The sequence below is a fragment of the Amycolatopsis sp. NPDC004079 genome, assembly GCF_040610415.1.
Lineage (GTDB): Bacteria > Actinomycetota > Actinomycetes > Mycobacteriales > Pseudonocardiaceae > Amycolatopsis > Amycolatopsis halotolerans.
The window spans coordinates 43,203-64,131 of the sequence record NZ_JBEXMH010000006.1 but is presented as its reverse complement, the minus strand read 5'-3'; the positions used below and the strand labels follow the sequence as shown (position 1 = coordinate 64,131).

19 protein-coding genes are annotated in these 20,929 nt (G+C 68.2%); 13 read left to right on the top strand and 6 right to left on the bottom strand.

The window, feature by feature from the left end:
- Window positions 1-15 precede the first annotated feature (15 nt).
- The 5 genes from ABZX37_RS08450 (at window position 16) to ABZX37_RS08430 (ending at window position 6,103) form a co-directional block, all read left to right on the top strand.
- A complete protein-coding gene (locus ABZX37_RS08450; RefSeq protein WP_354737329.1) occupies window positions 16-1,071 on the top strand; it encodes an NAD(P)-binding domain-containing protein in 1,056 nt (351 codons plus the stop codon).
- A 316-nt stretch (window positions 1,072-1,387) separates the two neighbouring features.
- Window positions 1,388-3,031, top strand: a complete 1,644-nt coding sequence (locus ABZX37_RS08445; protein ID WP_354737327.1) for a discoidin domain-containing protein — start codon at window positions 1,388-1,390, stop codon at window positions 3,029-3,031.
- A gap of 9 nt (window positions 3,032-3,040) precedes the next feature.
- A complete protein-coding gene (locus ABZX37_RS08440; RefSeq protein ID WP_344285943.1) occupies window positions 3,041-4,276 on the top strand; it encodes an MFS transporter in 1,236 nt (411 codons plus the stop codon).
- Complete coding sequence (locus ABZX37_RS08435) at window positions 4,273-5,217, top strand: hypothetical protein (RefSeq protein ID WP_354737325.1); 945 nt, start codon at window positions 4,273-4,275, stop codon at window positions 5,215-5,217. The genes ABZX37_RS08440 and ABZX37_RS08435 overlap by 4 nt, the downstream gene beginning before the upstream one ends.
- Window positions 5,218-5,284: 67 nt before the next feature.
- The gene (locus tag ABZX37_RS08430; RefSeq protein WP_354737323.1) at window positions 5,285-6,103 is read left to right on the top strand and encodes an alpha/beta hydrolase; all 819 of its coding nucleotides are present in this window, start codon (window positions 5,285-5,287) and stop codon (window positions 6,101-6,103) included.
- A 43-nt stretch (window positions 6,104-6,146) separates the two neighbouring features.
- Here ABZX37_RS08430 and ABZX37_RS08425 read toward each other — a convergent pair whose 3' ends face one another.
- The 4 genes from ABZX37_RS08425 to ABZX37_RS08410 are packed head-to-tail and all read right to left on the bottom strand — an operon-like array spanning window position 6,147 to window position 9,842.
- The gene (locus ABZX37_RS08425) at window positions 6,147-6,917 is read right to left on the bottom strand and encodes an ATP-binding cassette domain-containing protein (RefSeq protein WP_354737321.1); all 771 of its coding nucleotides are present in this window, start codon (window positions 6,915-6,917) and stop codon (window positions 6,147-6,149) included.
- On the bottom strand, window positions 6,914-7,942 hold the full coding sequence (locus ABZX37_RS08420; protein WP_354737319.1) for an ABC transporter permease: 1,029 nt from the start codon (window positions 7,940-7,942) through the stop codon (window positions 6,914-6,916). The genes ABZX37_RS08425 and ABZX37_RS08420 overlap by 4 nt, the downstream gene beginning before the upstream one ends.
- The gene (locus tag ABZX37_RS08415) at window positions 7,939-8,940 is read right to left on the bottom strand and encodes a sugar ABC transporter substrate-binding protein (RefSeq protein ID WP_354737317.1); all 1,002 of its coding nucleotides are present in this window, start codon (window positions 8,938-8,940) and stop codon (window positions 7,939-7,941) included. The genes ABZX37_RS08420 and ABZX37_RS08415 overlap by 4 nt, the downstream gene beginning before the upstream one ends.
- 29 nt (window positions 8,941-8,969) lie before the next feature.
- Window positions 8,970-9,842, bottom strand: a complete 873-nt coding sequence (locus tag ABZX37_RS08410; RefSeq protein ID WP_354737315.1) for a sugar phosphate isomerase/epimerase — start codon at window positions 9,840-9,842, stop codon at window positions 8,970-8,972.
- Window positions 9,843-9,950: 108 nt separating this feature from the next.
- On the opposite strand from ABZX37_RS08410, the gene ABZX37_RS08405 reads away from it, so the two are divergent.
- Window positions 9,951-10,961 (top strand): LacI family DNA-binding transcriptional regulator, encoded by a 1,011-nt coding sequence (locus ABZX37_RS08405; protein WP_354737313.1) that lies wholly within the window; start codon window positions 9,951-9,953, stop codon window positions 10,959-10,961.
- Complete coding sequence (locus ABZX37_RS08400; protein ID WP_354737311.1) at window positions 10,958-11,959, top strand: Gfo/Idh/MocA family oxidoreductase; 1,002 nt, start codon at window positions 10,958-10,960, stop codon at window positions 11,957-11,959. Before ABZX37_RS08405 ends, ABZX37_RS08400 begins: the two co-directional genes overlap by 4 nt.
- A 1-nt stretch (window position 11,960) precedes the next feature.
- Here the strand turns inward: ABZX37_RS08400 and ABZX37_RS08395 are convergent, their stop codons facing one another.
- Window positions 11,961-12,557 (bottom strand): TetR/AcrR family transcriptional regulator, encoded by a 597-nt coding sequence (locus ABZX37_RS08395; RefSeq protein ID WP_354737309.1) that lies wholly within the window; start codon window positions 12,555-12,557, stop codon window positions 11,961-11,963.
- Between the two features lie 61 nt (window positions 12,558-12,618).
- Here ABZX37_RS08395 and ABZX37_RS08390 point away from each other — a divergent pair, with 61 nt between their 5' ends.
- Together ABZX37_RS08390 and ABZX37_RS08385 are read left to right on the top strand one after the other, a co-directional pair.
- Window positions 12,619-13,278, top strand: coding sequence for an SDR family NAD(P)-dependent oxidoreductase (locus ABZX37_RS08390; RefSeq protein WP_354737307.1), 660 nt, complete (start codon window positions 12,619-12,621; stop codon window positions 13,276-13,278).
- A 53-nt stretch (window positions 13,279-13,331) separates the two neighbouring features.
- Window positions 13,332-13,835, top strand: a complete 504-nt coding sequence (locus tag ABZX37_RS08385) for a GNAT family N-acetyltransferase (protein WP_354737305.1) — start codon at window positions 13,332-13,334, stop codon at window positions 13,833-13,835.
- A gap of 357 nt (window positions 13,836-14,192) precedes the next feature.
- Here the strand turns inward: ABZX37_RS08385 and asnB are convergent, their stop codons facing one another.
- Window positions 14,193-16,034, bottom strand: coding sequence for an asparagine synthase (glutamine-hydrolyzing) (gene asnB, locus ABZX37_RS08380; RefSeq protein ID WP_354737303.1), 1,842 nt, complete (start codon window positions 16,032-16,034; stop codon window positions 14,193-14,195).
- A 424-nt stretch (window positions 16,035-16,458) separates the two neighbouring features.
- Here asnB and kdpF point away from each other — a divergent pair, with 424 nt between their 5' ends.
- The 4 genes from kdpF to ABZX37_RS08360 are packed head-to-tail and all read left to right on the top strand — an operon-like array spanning window position 16,459 to window position 20,926.
- The gene (kdpF, locus tag ABZX37_RS08375; protein ID WP_037358287.1) at window positions 16,459-16,560 is read left to right on the top strand and encodes a K(+)-transporting ATPase subunit F; all 102 of its coding nucleotides are present in this window, start codon (window positions 16,459-16,461) and stop codon (window positions 16,558-16,560) included.
- A gap of 1 nt (window position 16,561) precedes the next feature.
- Window positions 16,562-18,223 carry a potassium-transporting ATPase subunit KdpA gene (gene kdpA, locus ABZX37_RS08370; RefSeq protein ID WP_354737300.1) on the top strand — a complete coding sequence of 554 codons (1,662 nt, stop codon included), beginning with the start codon at window positions 16,562-16,564 and terminating at the stop codon, window positions 18,221-18,223.
- Window positions 18,220-20,313 carry a potassium-transporting ATPase subunit KdpB gene (gene kdpB / locus ABZX37_RS08365; protein WP_354737298.1) on the top strand — a complete coding sequence of 698 codons (2,094 nt, stop codon included), beginning with the start codon at window positions 18,220-18,222 and terminating at the stop codon, window positions 20,311-20,313. Before kdpA ends, kdpB begins: the two co-directional genes overlap by 4 nt.
- A 1-nt stretch (window position 20,314) precedes the next feature.
- Window positions 20,315-20,926: a potassium-transporting ATPase subunit C gene (locus ABZX37_RS08360; protein WP_354737296.1), complete on the top strand. Its 612-nt coding sequence runs from the start codon at window positions 20,315-20,317 to the stop codon at window positions 20,924-20,926.
- Window positions 20,927-20,929: the final 3 nt, after the last annotated feature.

Genomic DNA, 20,929 nt, shown 5'->3' with positions numbered 1-20,929 from the left:
ATTGTTGAACGTTGTATGAGCACTGCGGATCACGAGACCGACGTCGTGGTGATCGGGGCCGGGCAGGCCGGGCTGTCGGCGGCGTATCACCTGCGCCGAGCCGGGTTCGCGAACGAACGCGGGTTCGTCGTGCTCGACCACGGCAAACGCGCGGGCGGCGCGTGGCAGTACCGGTGGCCGTCGCTGGTGGTCGGGAAGGTGCACGGGATCCACGACCTGCCGGGGATGGCGTTCGGGACTCCGGACGCGACGCGGCCCGCCAGCGAGGCCGTGTCGGAGTACTTCGGGCGCTTCGAGAAGACGTATGACTTGCCGGTGCACCGTCCGGTCGACGTGACTGCGGTGCGGCGCGCGGGTGAGCGGCTGGTGGTCGAATCGCCCGCGGAGACGTGGGCGGCGCGTGCGGTGATCAGCGCGACGGGGACGTGGGATCGGCCGTTCTGGCCGCGGTATCCCGGCAGTTTCGCCGGACGGCAGCTGCACACGGCGGATTACCGCGGTGCTGAGGAATTTCGTGACCAGCGCGTGGTGGTCGTGGGCGGCGGGACGTCGGCGGTGCAGTTGCTGATGGAGATCGGCCCGGTCGCGCGTTCGACGGTGTGGGTGACGCGGCGTCCGCCGGTCTGGCGCGAGGAGGAGTTCAGCGAGGACTGGGGACGGATGGCGGTGGCGAAGGTCGACGAGCGGGTGCGGGCCGGGCTGCCGCCGGAGAGCGTCGTGAGCGTGACGGATCTGCCGGTGACGCCGCAGGTGCTCGCCGGGCGCGCGGCGGGATATCTGGAGCGGCGGCCGATGTTCTCGCGGCTGGTTCCCGACGGGGTCGTCTGGGAGGACGGGAGTTTCGAGCCCGCCGACCTGATCCTCTGGGCGACCGGGTTCCGGGCTTCGATCGATCACCTGGCTCCGCTGCATCTGCGGACGTCCGGCGGCGGGATCCGGATGGACGGGACGCGCGTGGTCGCCGAGCCGCGGCTGCATCTGGTCGGGTACGGGCCGTCGGCGAGCACGGTGGGGGCGAACCGGGCCGGGCGCGCGGCGGTGCAGGAAGTCCGGCGGCTGCTGCAGAGCTGAGGTCCGTGAAGGTGGCCCTCACGGACTCGCGCAAGTCCGTGAGGGCCACCTTCACGTACTTGCGGGTCGTGAGGGCCACCTTCACGGAATCAGAGTCCCTCAGGGTTCCCCTCACGGCACTTTCGCGGGCGGGACGGGGCGTTCCGCTGATCGGGCGGTCTTGATCGTTTCACGTCCGTTCCGGGCTTGTCGGGAGAAACCGGGCCCGCTACTCTGCGGTTTTAGTTAGGAAACTTTCTTAACGCAATAACGCAACGAGACGCCGCAGAACCGTAACGCCGCCGCCCTGTTCCCGTCCGGCCCGAAGGAGTGCGACGTGCCCTCGTCCCGTGTCCGAAGTCTCGCCCGGTTCGCGTTACCGGCCGCCGCGGTGGTGTTGCTGCCCGCCGCGGTCTCGCCCGCGCGCGACGCCCATGCCGCTGCCGCCGATGTGCTGCTGTCCCAAGGAAAACCGGTCAGCACCTCGACGCTTGAGACGTCCACGCTCGGCGGCGACAACGCCGTCGACGGGAACCTCAAGACGCGCTGGGCCAGTGCGGTCAGCGCCGACGCCCAGTGGCTGCGCGTCGACCTCGGCCAGGCTGCCACGATCCACCGGGTCAAGCTGAACTGGGAAGACGCCTACGCCAAGAAGTACCGCGTCGAGATCTCCGACGACGGCGAGAACTTCAAGCCGATCGCGACGATCACCAACGGCGACGGCGGAACCGACGACCTCACCGGGTTGTCCGGGCACGGCCGGTTCCTGCGCTTCGTCGGCACCGAGCGCGCCACGAAGTACGGCTACTCCCTCTGGGAACTTCAGGCGTACGGCACTCCAGACTCGTCCGGCGACACCCAGGCACCCACCACTCCGTCGAACCTCGCCGCAGGTGACATCGGCTCCAACAGCGTCGCGCTGACCTGGGCCGCCGCGACGGACAACGTCGGCGTCAGCGGGTACGACGTGCTCCGGGACGGCAAGTCCGTCGCCACCAGCACGTCCACGTCCTACACCGACAACGGCCTTTCGCCGGACACCGACTACACCTACACCGTCCGCGCGAAGGACGCCGCCGGAAACACTTCGCCGGCCAGTACCTCGGTCAAGGTGCACACGAAGCCGGGGACCGCGGGCAACACGTTCGTCCTCGCTGCGGCCGGAGACATCGCCGAGCAGTGCACCGCCAGCAGCTCCAGCTGCGTGCACCCGAAGACCGCGAAGCTGGTCCAGGGGATGAACCCCGCCGCGGTGATCACCATGGGCGACAACCAGTACGACGCCGAGGACACCGGTCTGACGCTGCAGAACTTCAAGGACTACTACGACAAGACCTGGGGCAAGTTCAAGAGCATCACGCACCCGATCCCGGGCAATCACGAGACCTACGACGACAACAAGCCGTTCCAGGCCTACGAGCAGTACTTCGGCAAGATCGCCACGCCCAACGGAAAGCGTTACTACAGCTGGGAAATGGGCAACTGGCACTTCATCGCGATCGACTCCAACGGCTTCGTCGACGACAAGGACGGCGGCGAGCTCCAGGACACCGACCAGATGAACTGGATCAAGCAGGACCTGGCGAAGAACACCAAGGGCTGCGTCGCGGCGTACTACCACCACCCGCGGTGGAGCTCCGGCGACCACGGCGACCAGCGCGGTTCCAAGCAGCTGTGGGACCTGTTCGCGCAGAACAAGGTCGACCTGGTCCTCAACGGCCACGACCACCACTACGAACGGTTCAACCAGCAGAACGCGAGCGGCAAGGCGGACCCGGCCGGCCCGGTCGAGATCATCGGCGGCATGGGCGGCGCGAACCCGTACCCGGTCCACTCCGCGCACCCGACCACGGCGAAGCTGCTCAAGGACACCTTCGGCGTGCTGAAGCTGACGATGACCGACAACACCTTCTCCGAGCAGCTGATCGGTCTCGACGGCAAGGTCCAGGACAGCAGCCCGACCTACACCTGCCACAACTAGGGGCCGGCCGTGTACATCGCGACAAGCCGTAGTTCGGACGTCGCGGCGGGCACCGAGCGGAAGGCCGGCCTGCGCCGGGTGTCGGCGAACGTCGTCGCACTCGGCGCGGTCAGCCTGGTCACCGACATCTCCTCGGAGATGGTGACCGCGGTGCTCCCGCTGTACCTGGTGCTCGGCCTCGGGCTGAACCCGCTGCAGTTCGGCCTGCTCGACGGGCTTTACGCGGGAGCCACCGCCGTGGTCCGCGTGCTCGGCGGGCATCTGGCCGACCGGTGGCGAAGGCTCAAGGCGGTCGCCGGGTTCGGCTACGGCTTGTCCGCGGTGTGCAAGCTCGGCCTGGTCGCGGCCGGTTCGTCGGTCGCGGCGATCGGCGTGGTGCTCGCCGCCGACCGCACCGGAAAGGGCCTGCGCACGGCCCCGCGCGACGCGTTGATCTCGCTCAGCAGCGAGCCCGACACGCTCGGCCGGTCGTTCGGCGTGCACCGCGCGATGGACACCGTCGGCGCGTTCCTCGGCCCGCTGGTGGCGATGGCCGTGCTCGCGCTGAGTCTCGGCAGCTACACGTCGGTGTTCTTCACCAGTTTCTGCATCGCGGCGATCGCGGTCATGCTGCTGGTGTTGTTCGTCCGCGACCACAAGCAGGACATCGCCGACCGGGCCGCGGTGTCCGTGCGGGCGGCGTTCGGGCTGTTGCGGGACCGGGGTTTCCGCCGCGTGGCGGTGTGGGCGGCGCTGCTCGGGTTCGTGACTCTCGGCGATTCCTTTGTGTACCTCGTCCTTCAGCGGCGCTGGGATGTCGCGGCGACATTCTTTCCGTTGCTGCCGCTCGGCACTGCTGGGATCTATCTGGTGCTGGCGGTTCCGCTGGGCAAGCTGGCCGACCGGATCGGGCGCTGGCCGGTGTTCCTCGGCGGGCACGTCGCGCTCGTCGCCGCATTGATCGCGTTGTGCGGGCCGGTGTCCGGATTCTGGCTAGCGGCTCTCGCGTTGGGGCTGCACGGCGTGTTCTACGCGGCTACCGACGGCGTGCTGATGGCTGCTGCCGGACCGCTGGTGCCTGCTGACCTTCGGGCGACCGGTCTCGCGGTGGTCCAAACTGGACAGGCTGCCGCCCGGATGCTTTCCTCTGTCCTCTTCGGACTCGCCTGGACGTTGTGGGACCTTCAGCCCGCAGTTCTCGCGGCTGCCGGAGCGCTCGCTGTCGTGGCGCTCGGCGCCGCTTTCGCAAGGCCGGTGCGCAAATGAAAAAGGTTCTTCTCGCTGTTGTCGGCACCGTGGTGCTCGCGGCTGCCGCAGTGGTCTACACGGTTGCCGCGCGGCCTAGCCCGGCCGAACCCGCGAAGGTGGAGCATCTTTCGCTCGCACCGGGACAGTTGTTCTTCCGGAGCACGAAGACGGGCAATGTCGGCGTTGTCCCGTTGGCGAATCCCGGTGCCGCGCCGAAGTTCAGCGATCTGAAGTGCGACCGGTTCGCCGTGTCCGGTACGACTGGGATGTGTCTTGCGGTGCGCCCCGGCACGTTGCCCGCGGTCAGCGACTTCAGCGTCCTCGACCGGAATCTCAACACCACGCACAAGGACTATCTGCCGGGAACGCCGAGCCGAGCGCGCGTTTCGCCGGACGGCAAACGGGTGTACTGGACGCTCTTCGTCACCGGCGATTCCTACGCTGCCACCGGGTTTTCGACGCGCGCCGGGGTCTACCAGTTGGACAACGGCGAGCTGGAGAAGACGATCGAGGAGCTGCCGGTCCTGGTCGACGGGAAGCGGTACTTCTCCTCCGACGTCAACTACTGGGGCATCACGTTCGCCAAGGACGGCAAGCGCTTCTTCTCGACGCTGGGCTCCAAAGGCAAGACGTACCTGATCGAAGGCGACTACGACACCTACCGCGGCAAGGCGCTGCGGGAAAACGTCGAATGCCCGTCGCTGTCGCCGGACGAAACGCGGATCGCGTTCAAGAAGAAGGTCGGCGAGGGCGTCTGGCGGCTGTCCGTGCTCGACCTCAAGACGATGCGCGAGACCGCGCTCGCCGAGACCCGCAGTGTTGACGACCAGGCGCTGTGGCAGGACGACCACACGATCCTCTACGGCCTCGAGAACGCCGTGTGGTCGGTGCCCGCGGACGGGTCCGGGGCCCCGCGCAAGCTGGTCGACGAGGCCGCGTCGCCTGCCGTCACCAGCTGATTCGACATCTCTTTACGTCGTATAGTATCCTCGTGTCCGGCGATACTTTACGACGTAAAGAGATGAGATGGCTGAAGCTGCTCTGCATGATGGAACGAGGATCGAAGCGCAGGTACACGGGGACGGGCCGGTGCTGCTGCTCCCGGTCGACCCCCGGCCTGCCGAAGGACCGGAGGCCGAGGCGGCCCGGCAGTGGGGCACTGATCCGGAGCTGGGCCGTTCGCTGATCGAGGGATTCGCCGGGTTCCGGGTGGTGGCCTTCGACTACCAGGGGCACCGGATGGCGCATCCGGCCGACCTGACGCCGGACGTGGTCGCGGCCGATTTCCTGGCGGTGGCGGACGCGGTCGAGGCGGATCGGTTCTCGTATTACGGCTATTCGTGGCTGGCGTTGTCCGGGCTGCAGCTGGCGTTGCGCACGGATCGGCTGGACGCGTTGGTGATGGGCGGGTATCCGCCGCTGGACGGGCCGTATGCGGCAATGCTCGCAGTGACCCGGGCGACGCACGAGATGGCGCTTGCTGGCCCGTCGGCCGACACTGAAGCTGAGCCGGGGGACTGGGATTCGGTGGACGTCACGTTGTCGACGGGCCAGACGAAGCAGTTCGTGACGTTGTATGAGGCGTTGCAGAACTTCGACGATCGGGCGGTCGAGCTGTCGTGCACGCGGTTGTGCTTCGCGGGGTCGGAGGATCGGATCGTGTACAGCGAGCGGTGGGGCGGGGTGACCGTCGACATCGCTGGGCCGTTGCTGCGGGAACGCGCCGAACTGGCGGCGCGTGGGTGGACCGTGGAGGTGCTCGACGGGCTGGACCACATGAGCGGGATGCAGGCGGCGGCGGTGCTGCCAGTGGTGCGGCCGTGGCTGGAGAAGGTGACCTCGTGAGTGGCAATGCCGGTTCTCAGCCGGTTCTCACCGTGATTGCCGCTCACGACCGCAGCTCGTGCTCCAGCGCCTCCAGCTCCGCCCCGCCGGCCATCTGCCGGGTCAGCTCGGCCAGGTCGATCTCCGCTTTCTCGTAGGAGCCGAGCGCCGCGCCGCGTTTGAGGAGCAGGAAGCGGTCGGCCACCGGGTACGCGTGGTGCGGATTGTGCGTGATCAGGACGACGCCCAGGCCCCGGTCGCGGGCCTGGGCCACGTACTTCAGCACGACCCCGGCCTGCTTCACGCCCAACGCGGCCGTCGGTTCGTCCAGGATCAGCACCTTCGCGCCGAAGTGGATGGCCCGGGCGATCGCGACGCACTGCCGTTCGCCGCCGGACAGCGTGCCGACCGGCTGTTCGACGTCGCGCAGGTCGATGCCGAGGTCGGCGAGGGCTTTCTTTGTCAGTTCCCGGCCTTTGCGCCGGTCCAAGGCGCGGAAGGGGCCGAAGCCGACGGTCGGTTCGGAGCCGAGGAAGAAGTTGCGCCACACGCTCATCAGCGGAACGACCGCGAGATCCTGATACACGGTGGCGATCCCGCGATCCAGCGCTTCGCGAGGCGAGGAGAACCGCACCGGGGAGCCTTCGACGAGGAACTCGCCTTCGTCGTGCTGGTGCACCCCGGCGAGAATCTTGATCAAAGTGGACTTTCCCGCGCCGTTGTCGCCCAGCACGCAGGTGACCTCGCCCGCATTGACCACTGTGGACACCTCGCGCAGCGCGACCACGGTGCCGTAACGCTTGCCGACGTCCTTGACCTCGAGGAGAGCGTTCATCGCCGGACCCTTTCCGCGCGCCGCCGCAATGCGTTGTTGACCAGGACCGCCGCCAGCAGCATGATCCCGAGGAACAGCATGAACCAGTCGTTGTCCCAGCCGGCGAACACGATGCCCTGGCGCGCCATGCCGAAGATCAGCGCGCCGATCGCCGCGCCGACGGCCGAGCCGAACCCGCCGGTCAGCAGGCAGCCGCCGATCACCGCCGCGATGATGTACTGGAATTCCAGCCCGATGCCCTGATTCGCCTGGACGCTCGCGAAGCGCAGGATGTTGATCGAACCGACCAGCCAGCCGGCCAGCGCGGTGCCCATGAAGAGCAGGATTTTGGTGCGCACCACCGGAACGCCGACCGAACGCGCGCTCGCGGCGGAACCGCCGACCGCGAAGATCCAGTTGCCGAATCGCGTCCGGAGGAGCAGCCACGCCGCCACCGCGATCGCGCCGAGCCACCAGACGATGGAGATCTGGAACGGTGTCCCGCCGATGTCCACTGTGGAGGCGAAGACGAACCCGGCGGACGCGTAACCGTCGGTCGAACGCATGCCCGAGACTTGCACGGTGCCGGTGACCAGTCGCGTTACGCCGAGGTTCAACCCTTGCAGGGCGAGGAAAGTGCCGAGCGTGACGATGAAGCTCGGCAGTCCGGTTTTCATCACGAGCCAGCCGTTGAACGCGCCGACCGTCAGCGCGAACACCAGCGAGACGAGCAGCGCGAGCCACACGTTCCAGCCCGCCTGGGTGGCCAGGATCGCGGTGACCAGCGACGTCGACGCGGTCAGCACGCCCGCGGACAGGTCGAATTCGCCGCCGACCATCAGCAGTGACACGGCCACCGCCATGATGCCCAGCGTCGCCGCGTCGTCCAGCCAGGTCGCGGCTCCGCTGGCGCTGAAGAACTTGTCGGTGGCGAAGGTGAAGAACAGGAACACCACGACCGCGCCGAGCAGCGCGCCGATTTCCGGGCGCACCACCAGCCGGTCGGTCAGCCGCGGTTTCGCCAGGCGTTCGTCGAGGGTCGTCATCGGGTGCCCCTTTGCACGTACTGGCCGACCTTGTCCACTGTGGATTTGTCGACCAGGTCGGGTCCGGTGAGCACCGGTTTGCCGCCGCCGACGACGTTCGCGTTGTCCCGGTACAGCTTCAGGAACTGCACCGGGAGATAGCCCTGTTCGTACTGCTGCTGGTCGACCGCGAAGAGCACGTCGCCCGCCTTGATCGCGGCCACGACGTCGGAGTTGAGGTCGAACGTGGCGACCTGCGCCTTCGAGTTCACCGCCTTGATCGCGCTCACCGCACGGGCGGCGACCTGCGAGTTCAGCGTGAGGACCGCGTCGATCGAGGAGTCGGTCTGCACCGCGCCGCGGATGCGCGACTCGGCGTCGGTCGGGTTGGAGATGTCCACCTGCAGGGTCTGGACGGTGCCGGCGAACCCGGTCTTCGCGCCGTCGCAACGCTGCGCCTGCCCGACGTTTCCGGCCTCGTGGATCACGCACAGCAGCTTGTGCTTGCCGAGGTCCTTGAACTTCTTCCCGGCTTCCTGACCGGCGATCGACTCGTTCTGCCCGACGTGCGTGAGCGCCCCGTACGCCGCGCTCTTGTCCTCGCCGGAGTTGATCGTGATCATCGGGATCCCGGCGCGCACGGCGGCTTCGATGGACGGGCGCAGCGCTTCCGGGTTCGCCATCGACACCACGAGTCCGCCGGTCTGCTGCGCGACTGCGTTGTCGATCAGCTTCGCCTGTGCGCCTGGGTCGCCGTCTGACGTGTATTCGACTTGCACACCAAGGTCTTTGCCCGCTTGTTCGGCGCCGTTCTTCACCACGTTCCAGAACGCGTCGCCCGCGGTGCCGTGGGTGATGACCGAAACCTTCAGCGGCCCGGACGGCGTCGGGGCCGCCGCGGGCGCGGTCGTTTTCGGCTCGGCGGCCGGACCGGTGCACGCCGTCAGCAGCAAGCCCGCGGCCAGCAGGCTCGCCACTGAGCGGCCGGAGCGGCCCGCGCGCTTCCAGCGATGGGACATCGTTGTCTCTCCTCGCTTGGTTTTCACGATCAGCCGGTGATTTTCCGCAGGTACGAGAGGCTGGTCGCGACGTCTTGGCCGGGGCGGTCCACCGGACTGTCGTCGCTCAGCGCGGTGTCCTGTTCCAGCACGTACCAGCCGTCGTAGCCCGCCCCGGCGACGGAGCGGACCATGGCCTCGATGTCCACGTCGCCCTCGCCGAGCGGCACGTAGAGACCCTTGCCGACGGCTTCGGTATACGGGAGCTTTCCGGTGCGGACGGCTTCGGCAAGCTCGCCGCGGACGTCCTTGAGGTGCAGATGACCGACGCGCCCGGGGTGCCGCTGGGCGAGCGCGACCGGGTCGGTGCCGCCGATCAGGAGATGGCCGGTGTCCAGGCAGAGCTGAAGATCCGAGTCCGCGAGGAAACGTTCGACCTCCGCCTCGGTCTCCACGTGCGTTCCGACGTGCGGGTGCAGGACGGTGCGGAGGCCGTGTTTCGCCGCTGTGTCGCGGATCTTGCCTGCCGTGCTGACCAAAGTGGACCATTCGGCCTCGGTGAGGGTGGGCCGTTTGTCGTAACCGTCGAGACCGGTTGCGGCGGCGAGGACGAGCATTCCGCCGTCGCAGGCCGCGAAGAGTGCCGCTGAGTCTTCCGCTTCGGCAATGGCCGCGTCCGGATTTTCGTGCAGCGGCACGGCAAGGAAGCCGCCGACGAGTTCGAGCCGGTGGCTTCCCAGGAGCGTCTTCAACTCGGACGGTTCGCGCGGCAAATAGCCAGGCGGGCCCAATTCCGTTGCGGTGACGCCCAGTTCGGTCATTTCGCTGAGCACGACAGGGGCTTCGAGCACTCGGCCCCAGCCGGGCACCTCGCAGACCCCCCACGAGATCGGGGCGGCGGCGACGCGGATCTTCGCGGTCATGGATCCCTCTCCGGTCGGGGGACAGTGCTTCGGTGCCCTTGATTAGAGCGCTCTAAGCTTGTAGCGTCCGACCCGTCGCGTCAAGCGCTTCTCCGGGGAGGTTTTCGGATGGGGAAGCCCACCATGGAGGATGTCGCCGCACGCGCCGGGGTCTCCCGGGCGCTGGTTTCGCTCGTGATGCGCAACGCGCCGAACGTCTCGGCGCAGCGGCGCGCGGCGGTGCGGAAAGCGGCTGACGAGCTGGGCTATTCGCCGCATGTGATGGCACGATCGCTGGCGAGCCGGACGTCGACGGTGCTCGGCGTGATGGTGAACGACCTGCGCAACGCGTTCTTCGCCGATGTCGTGGAGGGTCTGGACGCGGCGGCCCAGGCCGCCGGTTTCGACTTGATCCTCAACACCGGCGGCCGGATCCCCTCGCGGGAAGGTGCTGCACTGCGCAGCCTTTTGTCCTTCCGTCCCGCCGGCGTGGTGCTGTTGTCGCCAGTGGTTCCCGCCGCCGCGATCGAAGCCGCGGCACGGCAGTGTCCGGTAGTGCTGGTGTCACGGACTTCTCGACTGTCCACTGTGGATACTGTGAACGACGACGGCGAGGCTGGCGCGGCGTTGGCCGTCGAACATCTGGCACAGCTGGGGCACCGCCGGATCGCCCACCTCGACGGCGGGGGAGCGGCTGGTGCCGCGGCTCGGCGTCGAGGCTTCCGGCAGGCGATGCGGGCGCACGGTCTGGAGCCGATCGTGGTGCGCAGTGAACACACCGACACCGCGGGCGAAAAGGCGGTGCAGGAGCTGTTGTCTTCGTATTCCCCGGCACCGACCGCACTGCTGGCAGGCAACGACTTCAACGCCGTCGGCGCGATCTCGGCGCTCGAAGAACACGGTTTGCGGGTGCCGGAGGACGTTTCGGTGGTGGGCTACGACAACACGTCGCTGGCTTCCCTTCGGCACATCTCACTGACCACAGTGGACCAGCCGCGCGCGGAAATGGCACGGCTGGCCTTTGACGCGTTATTGGAACGGGTACGGGGTGAACGCACTGAACCGGTGCGGCATCTGCTTCATCCGTCCCTGGTCGTTCGGGAGACCACGGGGCCGAACTCAGGGGAGGCACAGCGATGAGGTTGGGACTGGCAGGGACCGGGCGGATCGGCGCCGCGCACGCGGAAACGCTGGCGGGTTTCGACGAGGTCACGTCGGTGGTCGTCGCGGACGTGGATCCCGCGCGAGCGCGGTCGGCCGCCGCTCGGCTCGGGGTCGAGGCGGTCGACGGTATCGACGCGCTGTTCCGGGCTGGTCTCGACGGCCTGGTCGTCGCGGCGGCCACGGACGCGCATCCGGAGCTGATCATCCAGGCGGTCGACGCGCGGGTGCCGGTGTTCTGCGAAAAGCCGGTCGCCGCGGACATCCCGGGCACGCTCGCGGTGATCGACCGGATCGCGGACTCGGACGTCCCGGTGCAGATCGGCTTCCAGCGCCGGTTCGACGCGGGCTACCAGGCCGCGCGGGTCGCGGTGGAGAGCGGGGAATTGGGCTGGCTGCACAGCGTCCGGGCGACCACTTTGGACCCGGCCCCGCCGCCCGCGGCCTATATCGCGCATTCCGGCGGCCTGTTCCGGGACTGCGGGGTGCACGACTTCGACATCCTCCGCTGGGTGACCGGCCGGGAGGTCGAGGAGGTATTCGCCGTGGGGCGCAACAAGGGCGAGCAGTTCTTCGCCGACGCCGGAGACGTCGACACGGCGGCGGTCGCGATGACCCTCGACGACGGAACCCTCGCGACGGTCTCCCTGACGCGCTACAACGGCGCGGGCTACGACGTGCGCTTCGAGGCCCTCGGCTCCTTGGGGAATGCCGTAGTGGGCTTGGACGAGCAGGCTCCGCTGCGGTCGGTGGAACCGGGCTTCGGGCCGTTGCCGGGACCGGCTTATCCAGGGTTCATGGAGCGGTTCCGGACGGCTTACGCCGCCGAGCTGCGCGCATTCCTGGACGTGGCGGCCGGGCGTATCGCGTCGCCCGCGGGGGCGGCGGATGCGCTGGAGGCGTTCTACATCGCGGAGGCGTGCGAGGTCTCGAGGCGAGAGAACCGCCCGGTGCGGGTTGCGGAGGTGCGGCGGTAGGTCAGGATCGCGGACGAAGAAGCTTCTCCACCAACGTATCCACCAAATCCCCCGGCACCGCCGCCCCCGTCAGTGCACAGTAGACAATCGGCCCCAGCAGAGCGTCCATTGTGGCCTCCGGATCCAGCACCGGGGAGATCTCGCCCACCTCGGTGGCCGTCGTCAGCATCTCGCGTTCCGCGATCTGCCGCGGTTCCAGATAGCGCTCATGGAACCGCGCCGCGGTCCCGACATCGTGCTGCGCCTCGGCCAGCAGCGTGAGATGACATTTCCCCGCCGGGTCCTCGGTCAGGAAATCCGCGAAATCACGCAGGTACGCGCGGATGCTCCCCGCCGTAGGGAGTTCCGTCGGCACCGGCAGGCGTTTAGCGCTGTCCTCGATCAGCGTGTCCAGCAGGATTTCGACCTTGGACGGCCACCAGCGGTAGATCGTCTGCTTCGCGACCCCGGCGCGGCGCGCGATCGCTTCGACGGTCAGCGCGCCGAAGCCGTGCTCGACCAGGAGGTCGTCGGCGGCGTGGAGCACGGCCAGGCGCGCGGTCTCGTCCCGCCGGTTGCCGGAGCGTGCCCTGCGGGGCTGGGAATTCACTGCGGGCATACCGGACACCTTACCGTGCTACTGTCTAGACGTGACGTCTCGTCTAGACAAGGGAGGGGCCATGGCGGTACGCCGGGCATTGGTGGTCGGAGCTTCGCGGGGGCTGGGATTGGTGCTGGTCACCGAGCTGGACCGGCGTGGGTGGGAGGTCATCGCGACCACTCGCGACGGTGCGGTGCCGCGCGAAGGGATGCGGACTGAACGGCTCGAGATGACTGACGAAGCACAGATCGCGGCGCTCAGCGACAGAGTGGACGGTCCGCTCGATCTGCTTTTCGTGAACGCGGCGATCAACCAAGGGAATCTGCCGATCGGCGAAGTGCCGACGACGATGTTCGCCGAAGTCATGATCACCAACGCGTTGAGCCCGCTGCGAGTCCTCGAAGGACTGCACGATCTGGTCGCGCCGGGCGGCACGGTCGCGGTGATGTCTTCCGAGCAGGGCAGCATCTCGATGAACGTCGAACCCGGATACGAGCTGTACAAGGCGAGCAAGGCCGCGCTCAACCAGCTCATGCGCAGCTACGCGACCCGCCACGAGGGCGACGGGCGCACCAAACTGCTCATCGATCCCGGCCACAACCGGACGCGGCTCGGCGGGCCGGACGCGCCGTTGCTGCCCGAGGAAAGCGTTCCGGCGGTCGTCGACGTGCTGGAAGCGCAGGCAGGCGAGCCGGGGCTGCAGTTCCTCGACCGCTTCGGCAAGCCCGTTCCCTGGTAACGACTGGGCCGATCGGGTAGCGCACGGCGGCTTCGCGTGCCAAGCTGCGGGGCGTGCCTGGATCCGGAGAATCCGAGATCGTGCTGATCCCGCTCGACGAGCCGGGGCTCGAGCGGCTTCTGGAAGCCGCGGTGGCCGACGCCGAACCGACTGAGGTCATGCCGCCGGTGGAAGGTCCCGCCGGCTGGACCGAAGCCCGCCGCGAAGCGTTTCTCGCGTTTCACCGCCGCCGATCGCTCAATCCGGACACCGCGATCGAGACGACGTGGGTCGTGGAGGTCGACGGCCGGGTCTGCGGGGCGGCCCGGCTGCGGCCGGTGTCCGGGCGGTCGGCGCTGGAGGTCGAGGCCGGGGTGTGGCTCGGCCGTTCGGCGCGCGGACGCGGGATCGGCCGCAAGGTGACCGCGGTGCTGCTGGACGCGGCCCGCGACGGCGGCGCGGCGAAGTTCGTCGCAACGACCACTGTGGACAATGCGGCGGCCCGGCGGCTGCTGAGCGGAACCGGCGCGGAACTGGACGTCCGCGGCGCCGAGATCGACGCACACCTCGACTTCTGACCGCTCGCCCGGCACCGCTCGCGCAAGCACCCCAATGTGGCATTGGGTGCGCTGAACGCACCGAACGCCACATTGGGTGCGTTGCCCGCTGCTCCCACTGACGTCTGTGAGGGGAACCCTGAGGGACTCAGAGTCCCTCAGGGTTCCCCTCACGGATCTCCGCAGCGCCGGATCAGGTGCATCGGCCGGGAACCTCGGCGTCGCCGACCCGGAACCCGCTGCTGAAAGAACCCCAATGCGGCATTGGGTGCACAGGACGCACCGAACGCCGCATTGGGTGCATGACACGCAACCAATGCGGCATTGGGTGCGTCAGACGCACCCAATGCGGCATTGGGGCGGTCCGGGGCGAGCGGGTCAGTCGAGTTCCAGTTCCGGCGAGTACATGTCGAACCAGTGGTGCAGGTCCAGCGCCCGGTCCATGCCGACCCGCTGCGCCTGGCTGATCGCCGCCGGGTCGGTTTCCGCCGACTGCCGCAGCCACTCCTTGCCGACCATCTGGAACATCGGGTTGTCCTTCTGCGCCAAGGCTTCCTTGAGCTGCTGCTGCAGCGCGATCGCGTACCCCGGGTCCTGAGTGGACGGATACGGGCTCTTCACCCGGTCCCGCACCGACGCGGGCAGCACGTGCTTCGTCGCGTGCCGCAGCAGGCTCTTTTCCCGGCCGTCGTAGGTCTTCAGCGACCACGGCGTGTTGTAGACGTACTCCACGAGCCGGTGGTCGCAGAACGGCACGCGCACTTCCAGGCCCACCGCCATCGACATCCGGTCCTTGCGGTCGAGCAGCTGCCGCACGAAACGGGTCAGGTGCAGGTGGCAGATGACCCGCATCCGGGACTCCCGCTCGGATTCGCCGTCCAGCAAGTCCACTTCGGACACCGCGGTCCGGTACTGGTCGGCGATGTAGGAATCCAGATCGAGCTTCTTGGCGAGGCCCGGTTCGAGCAGCGAACCCCGCTCGTCCATCAGGCTGTTGCGGAACGCCAGCCACGGGAAGGTGTCGGCCTTCACGGCGGCCTCGTCGTGGAACCAGCGGTACCCGCCGAACACCTCGTCGGCCGATTCGCCGGACAGCGCGACCGTCGATTCGCCGCGGATCGCCTTGAACAGCAAGAACAACGACGTGTCCATGTCGCCGAGGCCGGACGGGATGTCGCGGGCGCGCAGCACCTTGCGGCGGACCTCGGGGTCGCTCAGGTCGGCCGGGTTCAGCATCACGTCCTGGTGCGCGGAACCGACGAGCTTGGCGACGTCGCGGATGTACGGCGAGTCCGGGGTGTCGCGCATCTCGTCAGGCTGGAAGTTCTCCTCCTGCCCGAAAAAGTCGACCGAGAACGTGCGCAGCTGCTCGCCCTGCTCGGCCAGCCGGGCGGCGGCGAGGCCGGTGACCGCGCTCGAGTCGAGGCCACCGGAGAGCAGCACGCAGCGCGGGACGTCGGCGACCAGCTGCCGGTGGACGATGTCGGTCATCAGCTCGCGCACGCGGGCGACCGTCGTCTCCTGGTCGTCGGTGTGCTGCTTCGCGTCGAGCTTCCAGTAGGTGCGGGTGTTGATGCCCTCGCGGGTCACGGTCACGACGGTGGCCGGGTCGACCTCGTACATGCCCTTCCACAGCGACCAGCCCGGCCGCTTCGTGAAGCCCATCAGCTCGCGCAGGCCGTCGCTGTCGACCACCTTGCGCGCCAACGGGTTCGCCAGGATCGCCTTCGGCTCGGAGCCGAACAGGACGCCGTCGCGGGTGGGGTAGTAGTAGAACGGCTTGATGCCCATCCGGTCGCGGATCATCACGAGCTTCTGGTCGCGCTCGTCCCAGATCGCGAACGCGTACATGCCGTTGAGGTGGTCCACGACCTCGGTGCCCCACTGCAGGTACCCGTGCAGCACGACCTCGGTGTCGCTGTCGGTCTCCCAGCGGTGGCCCAGTTTGGTGAGTTCTTCACGAAGTTCGGAGAAGTTGTACGCCTCGCCGCTGTAGACCATCGCGATCTCGCCGTTCGGCGTCTTGACGCTCATCGGCTGCCGGCCGCCCGGCAGGTCGATGATGGCGAGCCGGCGATGACCCAGCGCGACCGAACGGCGGACCCACGTCCCCCGGTCGTCGGGTCCTCGGCAGGCCATGGTCTCGGTCATCGCGTCCGCGATCTCCTGCTGCTGCGTGAGATCGGTGTCGTAGGAAACCCAGCCCGCGATTCCGCACATACGAGACCTCCCGGAGTTTAGTTAGTTAGTTGATACAACTATTGGTTACTCAGGTGTAACACGGACCCCCGATTTTTGTCTGCCCGAATTGCACTCTCTGTCCTTGATCCACTACCAGCTGTGCCGCAAGTCACCCACCAACTACGGACAGTCACCCACCCCGGCTGACCCGAATGGCGCTTGACGTAGTGGCGCGGGTCACCGGCCGTCAAGATCGCGTAAACGCCCCCAGGTCACCGCGTCAAGGAGGCGTCAGACGGGGGTGCTCACCCTCCGCTACGACCGCACAGTGGCACTCGACCGACGGTCACCCGTGCCGGGTGACCCTTTCTGAGAGGTGCCTCGTGGCGGATTTGCTGTACGCCCTATTGCTCATCGGCGTTTTCGCGGTGCTCGCCGGTGTCCTGCGCGGGCTGGAGAAGCTGTGAGCGGCGCGGGCACCGTGGCCAACATCGTCGGCGGACTGCTGGCGCTCGGCCTTCTCGGCTACCTGTTCGTCGCCCTCGTGAGGCCGGAGAAATTCTGAGATGAGTGACGTCGCGGCCGGCTTCCTGCAAGCCGGCGTGCTCCTGGTCGCCCTCGCGGTGGTCTACAAACCCCTCGGCGACTACCTCGCCCGCGTCTTCTCCGCCGAGAAGCACCTGCGGGTCGAGAAGGCCCTGTACAAGATCGTCCGGGTCGACCCGAACACCGAACAGCATTGGAAGACCTACGCCTCGGGCGTGCTCGGCTTCTCGTTCGTTTCGGTGATCCTGCTGTACCTGCTGCAGCGCTTGCAGTCGATCCTGCCGTGGAACTTCGGCCGCGGCCCGGTGTCGCCCGCCGTCGCGTTCAACACCGCGGTTTCGTTCGTGACCAACACGAACTGGCAGTCCTACACGCCCGAGACGACCATGGGCCACTTCGTCCAGATGGCCGGGCTCACCGTGCAGAACTTCCTGTCCGCGGGCGTCGGGCTGGCCGTGGCGATCGCGGTGACGCGCGGGTTCGTCCGCTCGCGCGCCGACCGGCTCGGCAACTTCTGGGTGGACCTCACGCGCGGCACGATCCGCGTGCTGCTGCCGATGGCGTTCGTGTTCGCGCTCGTCCTCGTGGCGCTCGGCGTGGTGCAGAGCCTGCGTTCCGGCGTCGCGGTGACGAATCCGGACGGCAGCACCAGCACGATCGCGCTGGCCCCGGCGGCGAGCCAGGAAGTGATCAAGGAACTCGGCACGAACGGCGGCGGCATCTTCAACGCCAACTCCGCGCATCCGTTCGAGAACCCGAACGTCTGGACCAACGTCGTCGAGATGTTCCTGATCCTCGTCATCCCGGTCTGCCTGACCCGCGCCTTCGGGCAGCTGGTCGGCAACCGCAAGCAGGGCTACGTCCTGCTGTCGGTCATGACGGTCCTCTGGGGCGCGATGCTCGCGGTGATCTGGACGTCCGAGGCGCGCACGAACAGCCCGTCGGCACTGGCCGCGGGGGCGAATCTCGAAGGCAAGGAACAGCGGTTCGGGATCGGCGGCACGTCGCTGTTCGCCGACACCACCACCGGCACGTCGACCGGCGCGGTCAACGGCGCGCACGACAGCCTGTCCGGCCTCGGCGGCGGGGGCACGATGCTGAACATGCTCTTCGGCGAGATTTCGCCGGGCGGCGTCGGCACCGGGCTGTACGGGATTCTCGTGATGGCCGTGATCGCGATGTTCCTGGCCGGGCTGATGGTCGGGCGCACGCCGGAGTACCTGGGCAAGAAGCTCGGCAAGCGCGAGGTCACCTGCGCGGCGATCTCGATGCTGGCGATGCCCGTCGTGGTGCTGCTCGGGTCCGGCATCGCCTTGATGATCCCGGCCACGCGAGACGCGCTCGGCAACTCGGGTCCGCACGGATTGTCGGAAGTCCTTTACGGCTACACGTCCGCGGGCAACAACAACGGCAGCGCGTTCGGCGGTCTCACCGCGACCAGCGACTGGTTCCAGGCGTCGCTTTCGGTGGCCATGCTGATCGGCCGGTTCGTGCCCATCGTCGCGGTGCTCTGCCTGGCCGGTTCGCTTGCCTCGCAGAAGAAAGTTCCCGAAACCGCGGGCACGCTGCCCACCACCGGGCCGCTGTTCGGGACGTTGCTGACCGGCACCGTCGTCCTCGTCGCGGCTCTCACGTTCATCCCGGCGCTCGCGCTGGGGCCGATTGCAGAGGCATTGGCATGACCATCACCCAGGAGCGGACTCCCGAAGAGGAGACGCAGCACCACGTAGAAAACGCCGGACGCGTCGGAGCGGGCGTCTTCAGCCCGAAGCAGCTGTGGTCGTCCATGCCGGACGCACTGCGCAAACTGCACCCGAAGCATCAGCTCAAAAACCCGGTGATGTTCGTGGTGTGGGCCGGTTCGGTCCTGACCACCGTCTTCGCGGTCACCGACCCGAGCGTGTTCTCGATCCTCATCGCGGTGTGGCTGTGGTTCACCGTCGTGTTCGCGAACCTGGCCGAAGCCGTCGCCGAGGGGCGCGGCAAGGCGCAGGCGGAATCGTTGCGGCGGACCAAGAAGGAGACCGTCGCGCGGCGGCTCACCGAGGACGGCTCCGAGGAGCAGGTGCCCGGCGTGGACCTGCGCGTCGGCGATCGGGTGGTGGTCGAGGCCGGACAGGTGATCCCGGGTGACGGCGACGTCGTCGAAGGCATTGCCACGGTGGACGAATCGGCCATCACCGGCGAGTCGGCCCCGGTGATCCGCGAGTCCGGCGGCGACCGGTCCGCGGTGACCGGCGGCACCACGGTGCTGAGCGACCGGATCGTCGTGCGGATCAGCACCAAGCCCGGCGAGTCCTTTGTGGACCGGATGATCGCGTTGGTGGAAGGCGCTTCCCGGCAGAAGACGCCGAACGAGATCGCGCTGACCATCCTGCTGTCGACGCTGACCATCATCTTCCTGCTCGCCGTGGTGGCCCTGCAGCCGATGGCGGCCTACTCCGGCAGCGAGCAGTCGGTGATCGTGCTGACCGCGTTGCTGGTCTGCCTGATCCCGACGACGATCGGCGCGCTGCTGAGCGCGATCGGCATCGCCGGGATGGACCGGTTGGTGCAGCGCAACGTCCTCGCGACTTCCGGTCGTGCGGTCGAGGCCGCCGGAGACGTGTCGACGCTGCTGCTCGACAAGACCGGCACGATCACCTTCGGCAACCGGCGCGCGACCGAACTGATTCCGGTCGGCAAGTCCACTGTGGAGGATCTGGCGCGCGCGGCCCGGCTGTCCAGTCTCGCCGACGGGACGCCGGAAGGCCGCAGCATCGTCGAGTTGATCGCCGAGCAGCACGGGCTGCCCGGTGCCGCGGACGAGAGCGAGAAGCTAGCCGAGTTCGTGCCGTTCACCGCGCAGACCCGGATGAGCGGCGTCGACCTCGACGGCCGCGAAGTCCGCAAGGGCGCGACTTCGGCGGTGCGCCAGTGGGTCCGCGAGCGCGGCGGCGACGTCCCGGACGAGACCGAACGCGTCGTCGACGAGATCAGCCAGCAGGGCGGGACCCCGCTGGTGGTCGCGGAAGCCGCCGGGGGCACCGCGAACGTATGCGGCGTGATCCGGCTGTCGGACGTGGTGAAGCCGGGCATGAAGGAGCGCTTCGAGGAACTGCGCTCGATGGGCATCAAGACGGTGATGATCACCGGCGACAACCCGCTCACCGCGCGCGCGATCGCCGAGGACGCGGGCGTCGACGACTATCTCGCCGAGGCCAAGCCCGAGGACAAGATGGCGCTCATCAAGAAGGAGCAGGAGGGCGGGCGGCTCGTCGCGATGACCGGCGACGGCACGAACGACGCGCCCGCGCTCGCGCAGTCCGACGTCGGCGTGGCGATGAACACCGGGACCATGGCGGCCAAGGAGGCCGGCAACATGGTCGACCTCGACTCGAACCCGACCAAGCTGATCGAGATCGTCGGGATCGGCAAGCAGCTGCTGATCACCCGGGGCGCGCTCACCACGTTCAGCGTGGCGAACGACCTGGCGAAGTACTTCGCCATCCTGCCCGCGATGTTCACCGGCATCTTCGCCCAGCTCGGCGCGCTGAACGTGATGCACCTGGCGACGCCGAAGTCGGCGATCCTCTCCGCGGTGATCTTCAACGCGCTGATCATCGTCGGGCTGATCCCGCTCGCCCTGCGCGGCGTCCGGTACCGGCCGTCGTCGGCGTCCGCGCTGCTGCGCCGCAACCTGCTCGTCTACGGCCTCGGCGGGATCGTCAGCCCGTTCCTCGGGATCTGGGTGATCGACCTGATCGTGCGCCACATTCCTGGGATTGGCTGACATGAACGTATTGCTCAAGCAGACCTGGGCGGGCCTGCGCCTGCTCATCGCGATGACCGTGCTGCTCGGCGTCGTCTACCCGCTCGGCGTGTGGGCGGCGTCCCGCATCCCCGGTCTCCAGGGGCACGCCGAGGGCTCGGTGGTGACGCAGAACGGCCAGGCGGTCGGCTCGTCGCTGATCGGGATCGACCCGGTGCCCGCCGACGCCGCGCGCGACCCGTGGTTCCACAACCGGCCCTCCGCCGGTTCGAAGGACGTGCTCGGGCCGGGCGACCCGTCGACGTCGGGGCCGTCCAACAAGGGGCCGTACAACGAGGATCTGACCAAGGCCATCGCGCAGCGGCGGGCCCTGATCGCCCAGCGCGAGGGCGTCACCCCGGCGGAGGTGCCCGCGGACGCGGTGACCGCCTCGGGCTCGGGCCTCGACCCGGCGATCAGCGTCGCGTACGCCGATCTGCAAGTGCTTCGCGTGGCCCGAAACACCGGGTTGAGCGAGGAGAAGGTGCGGCAGCTGGTCGCGGACAACACCACCGGCAACGGGATCGGCGTGCCGGGCGTGAATGTGCTCCGGCTCAACCTTGCCGTGCATTCGGCCGCTCCTGGCGCACACTGACAC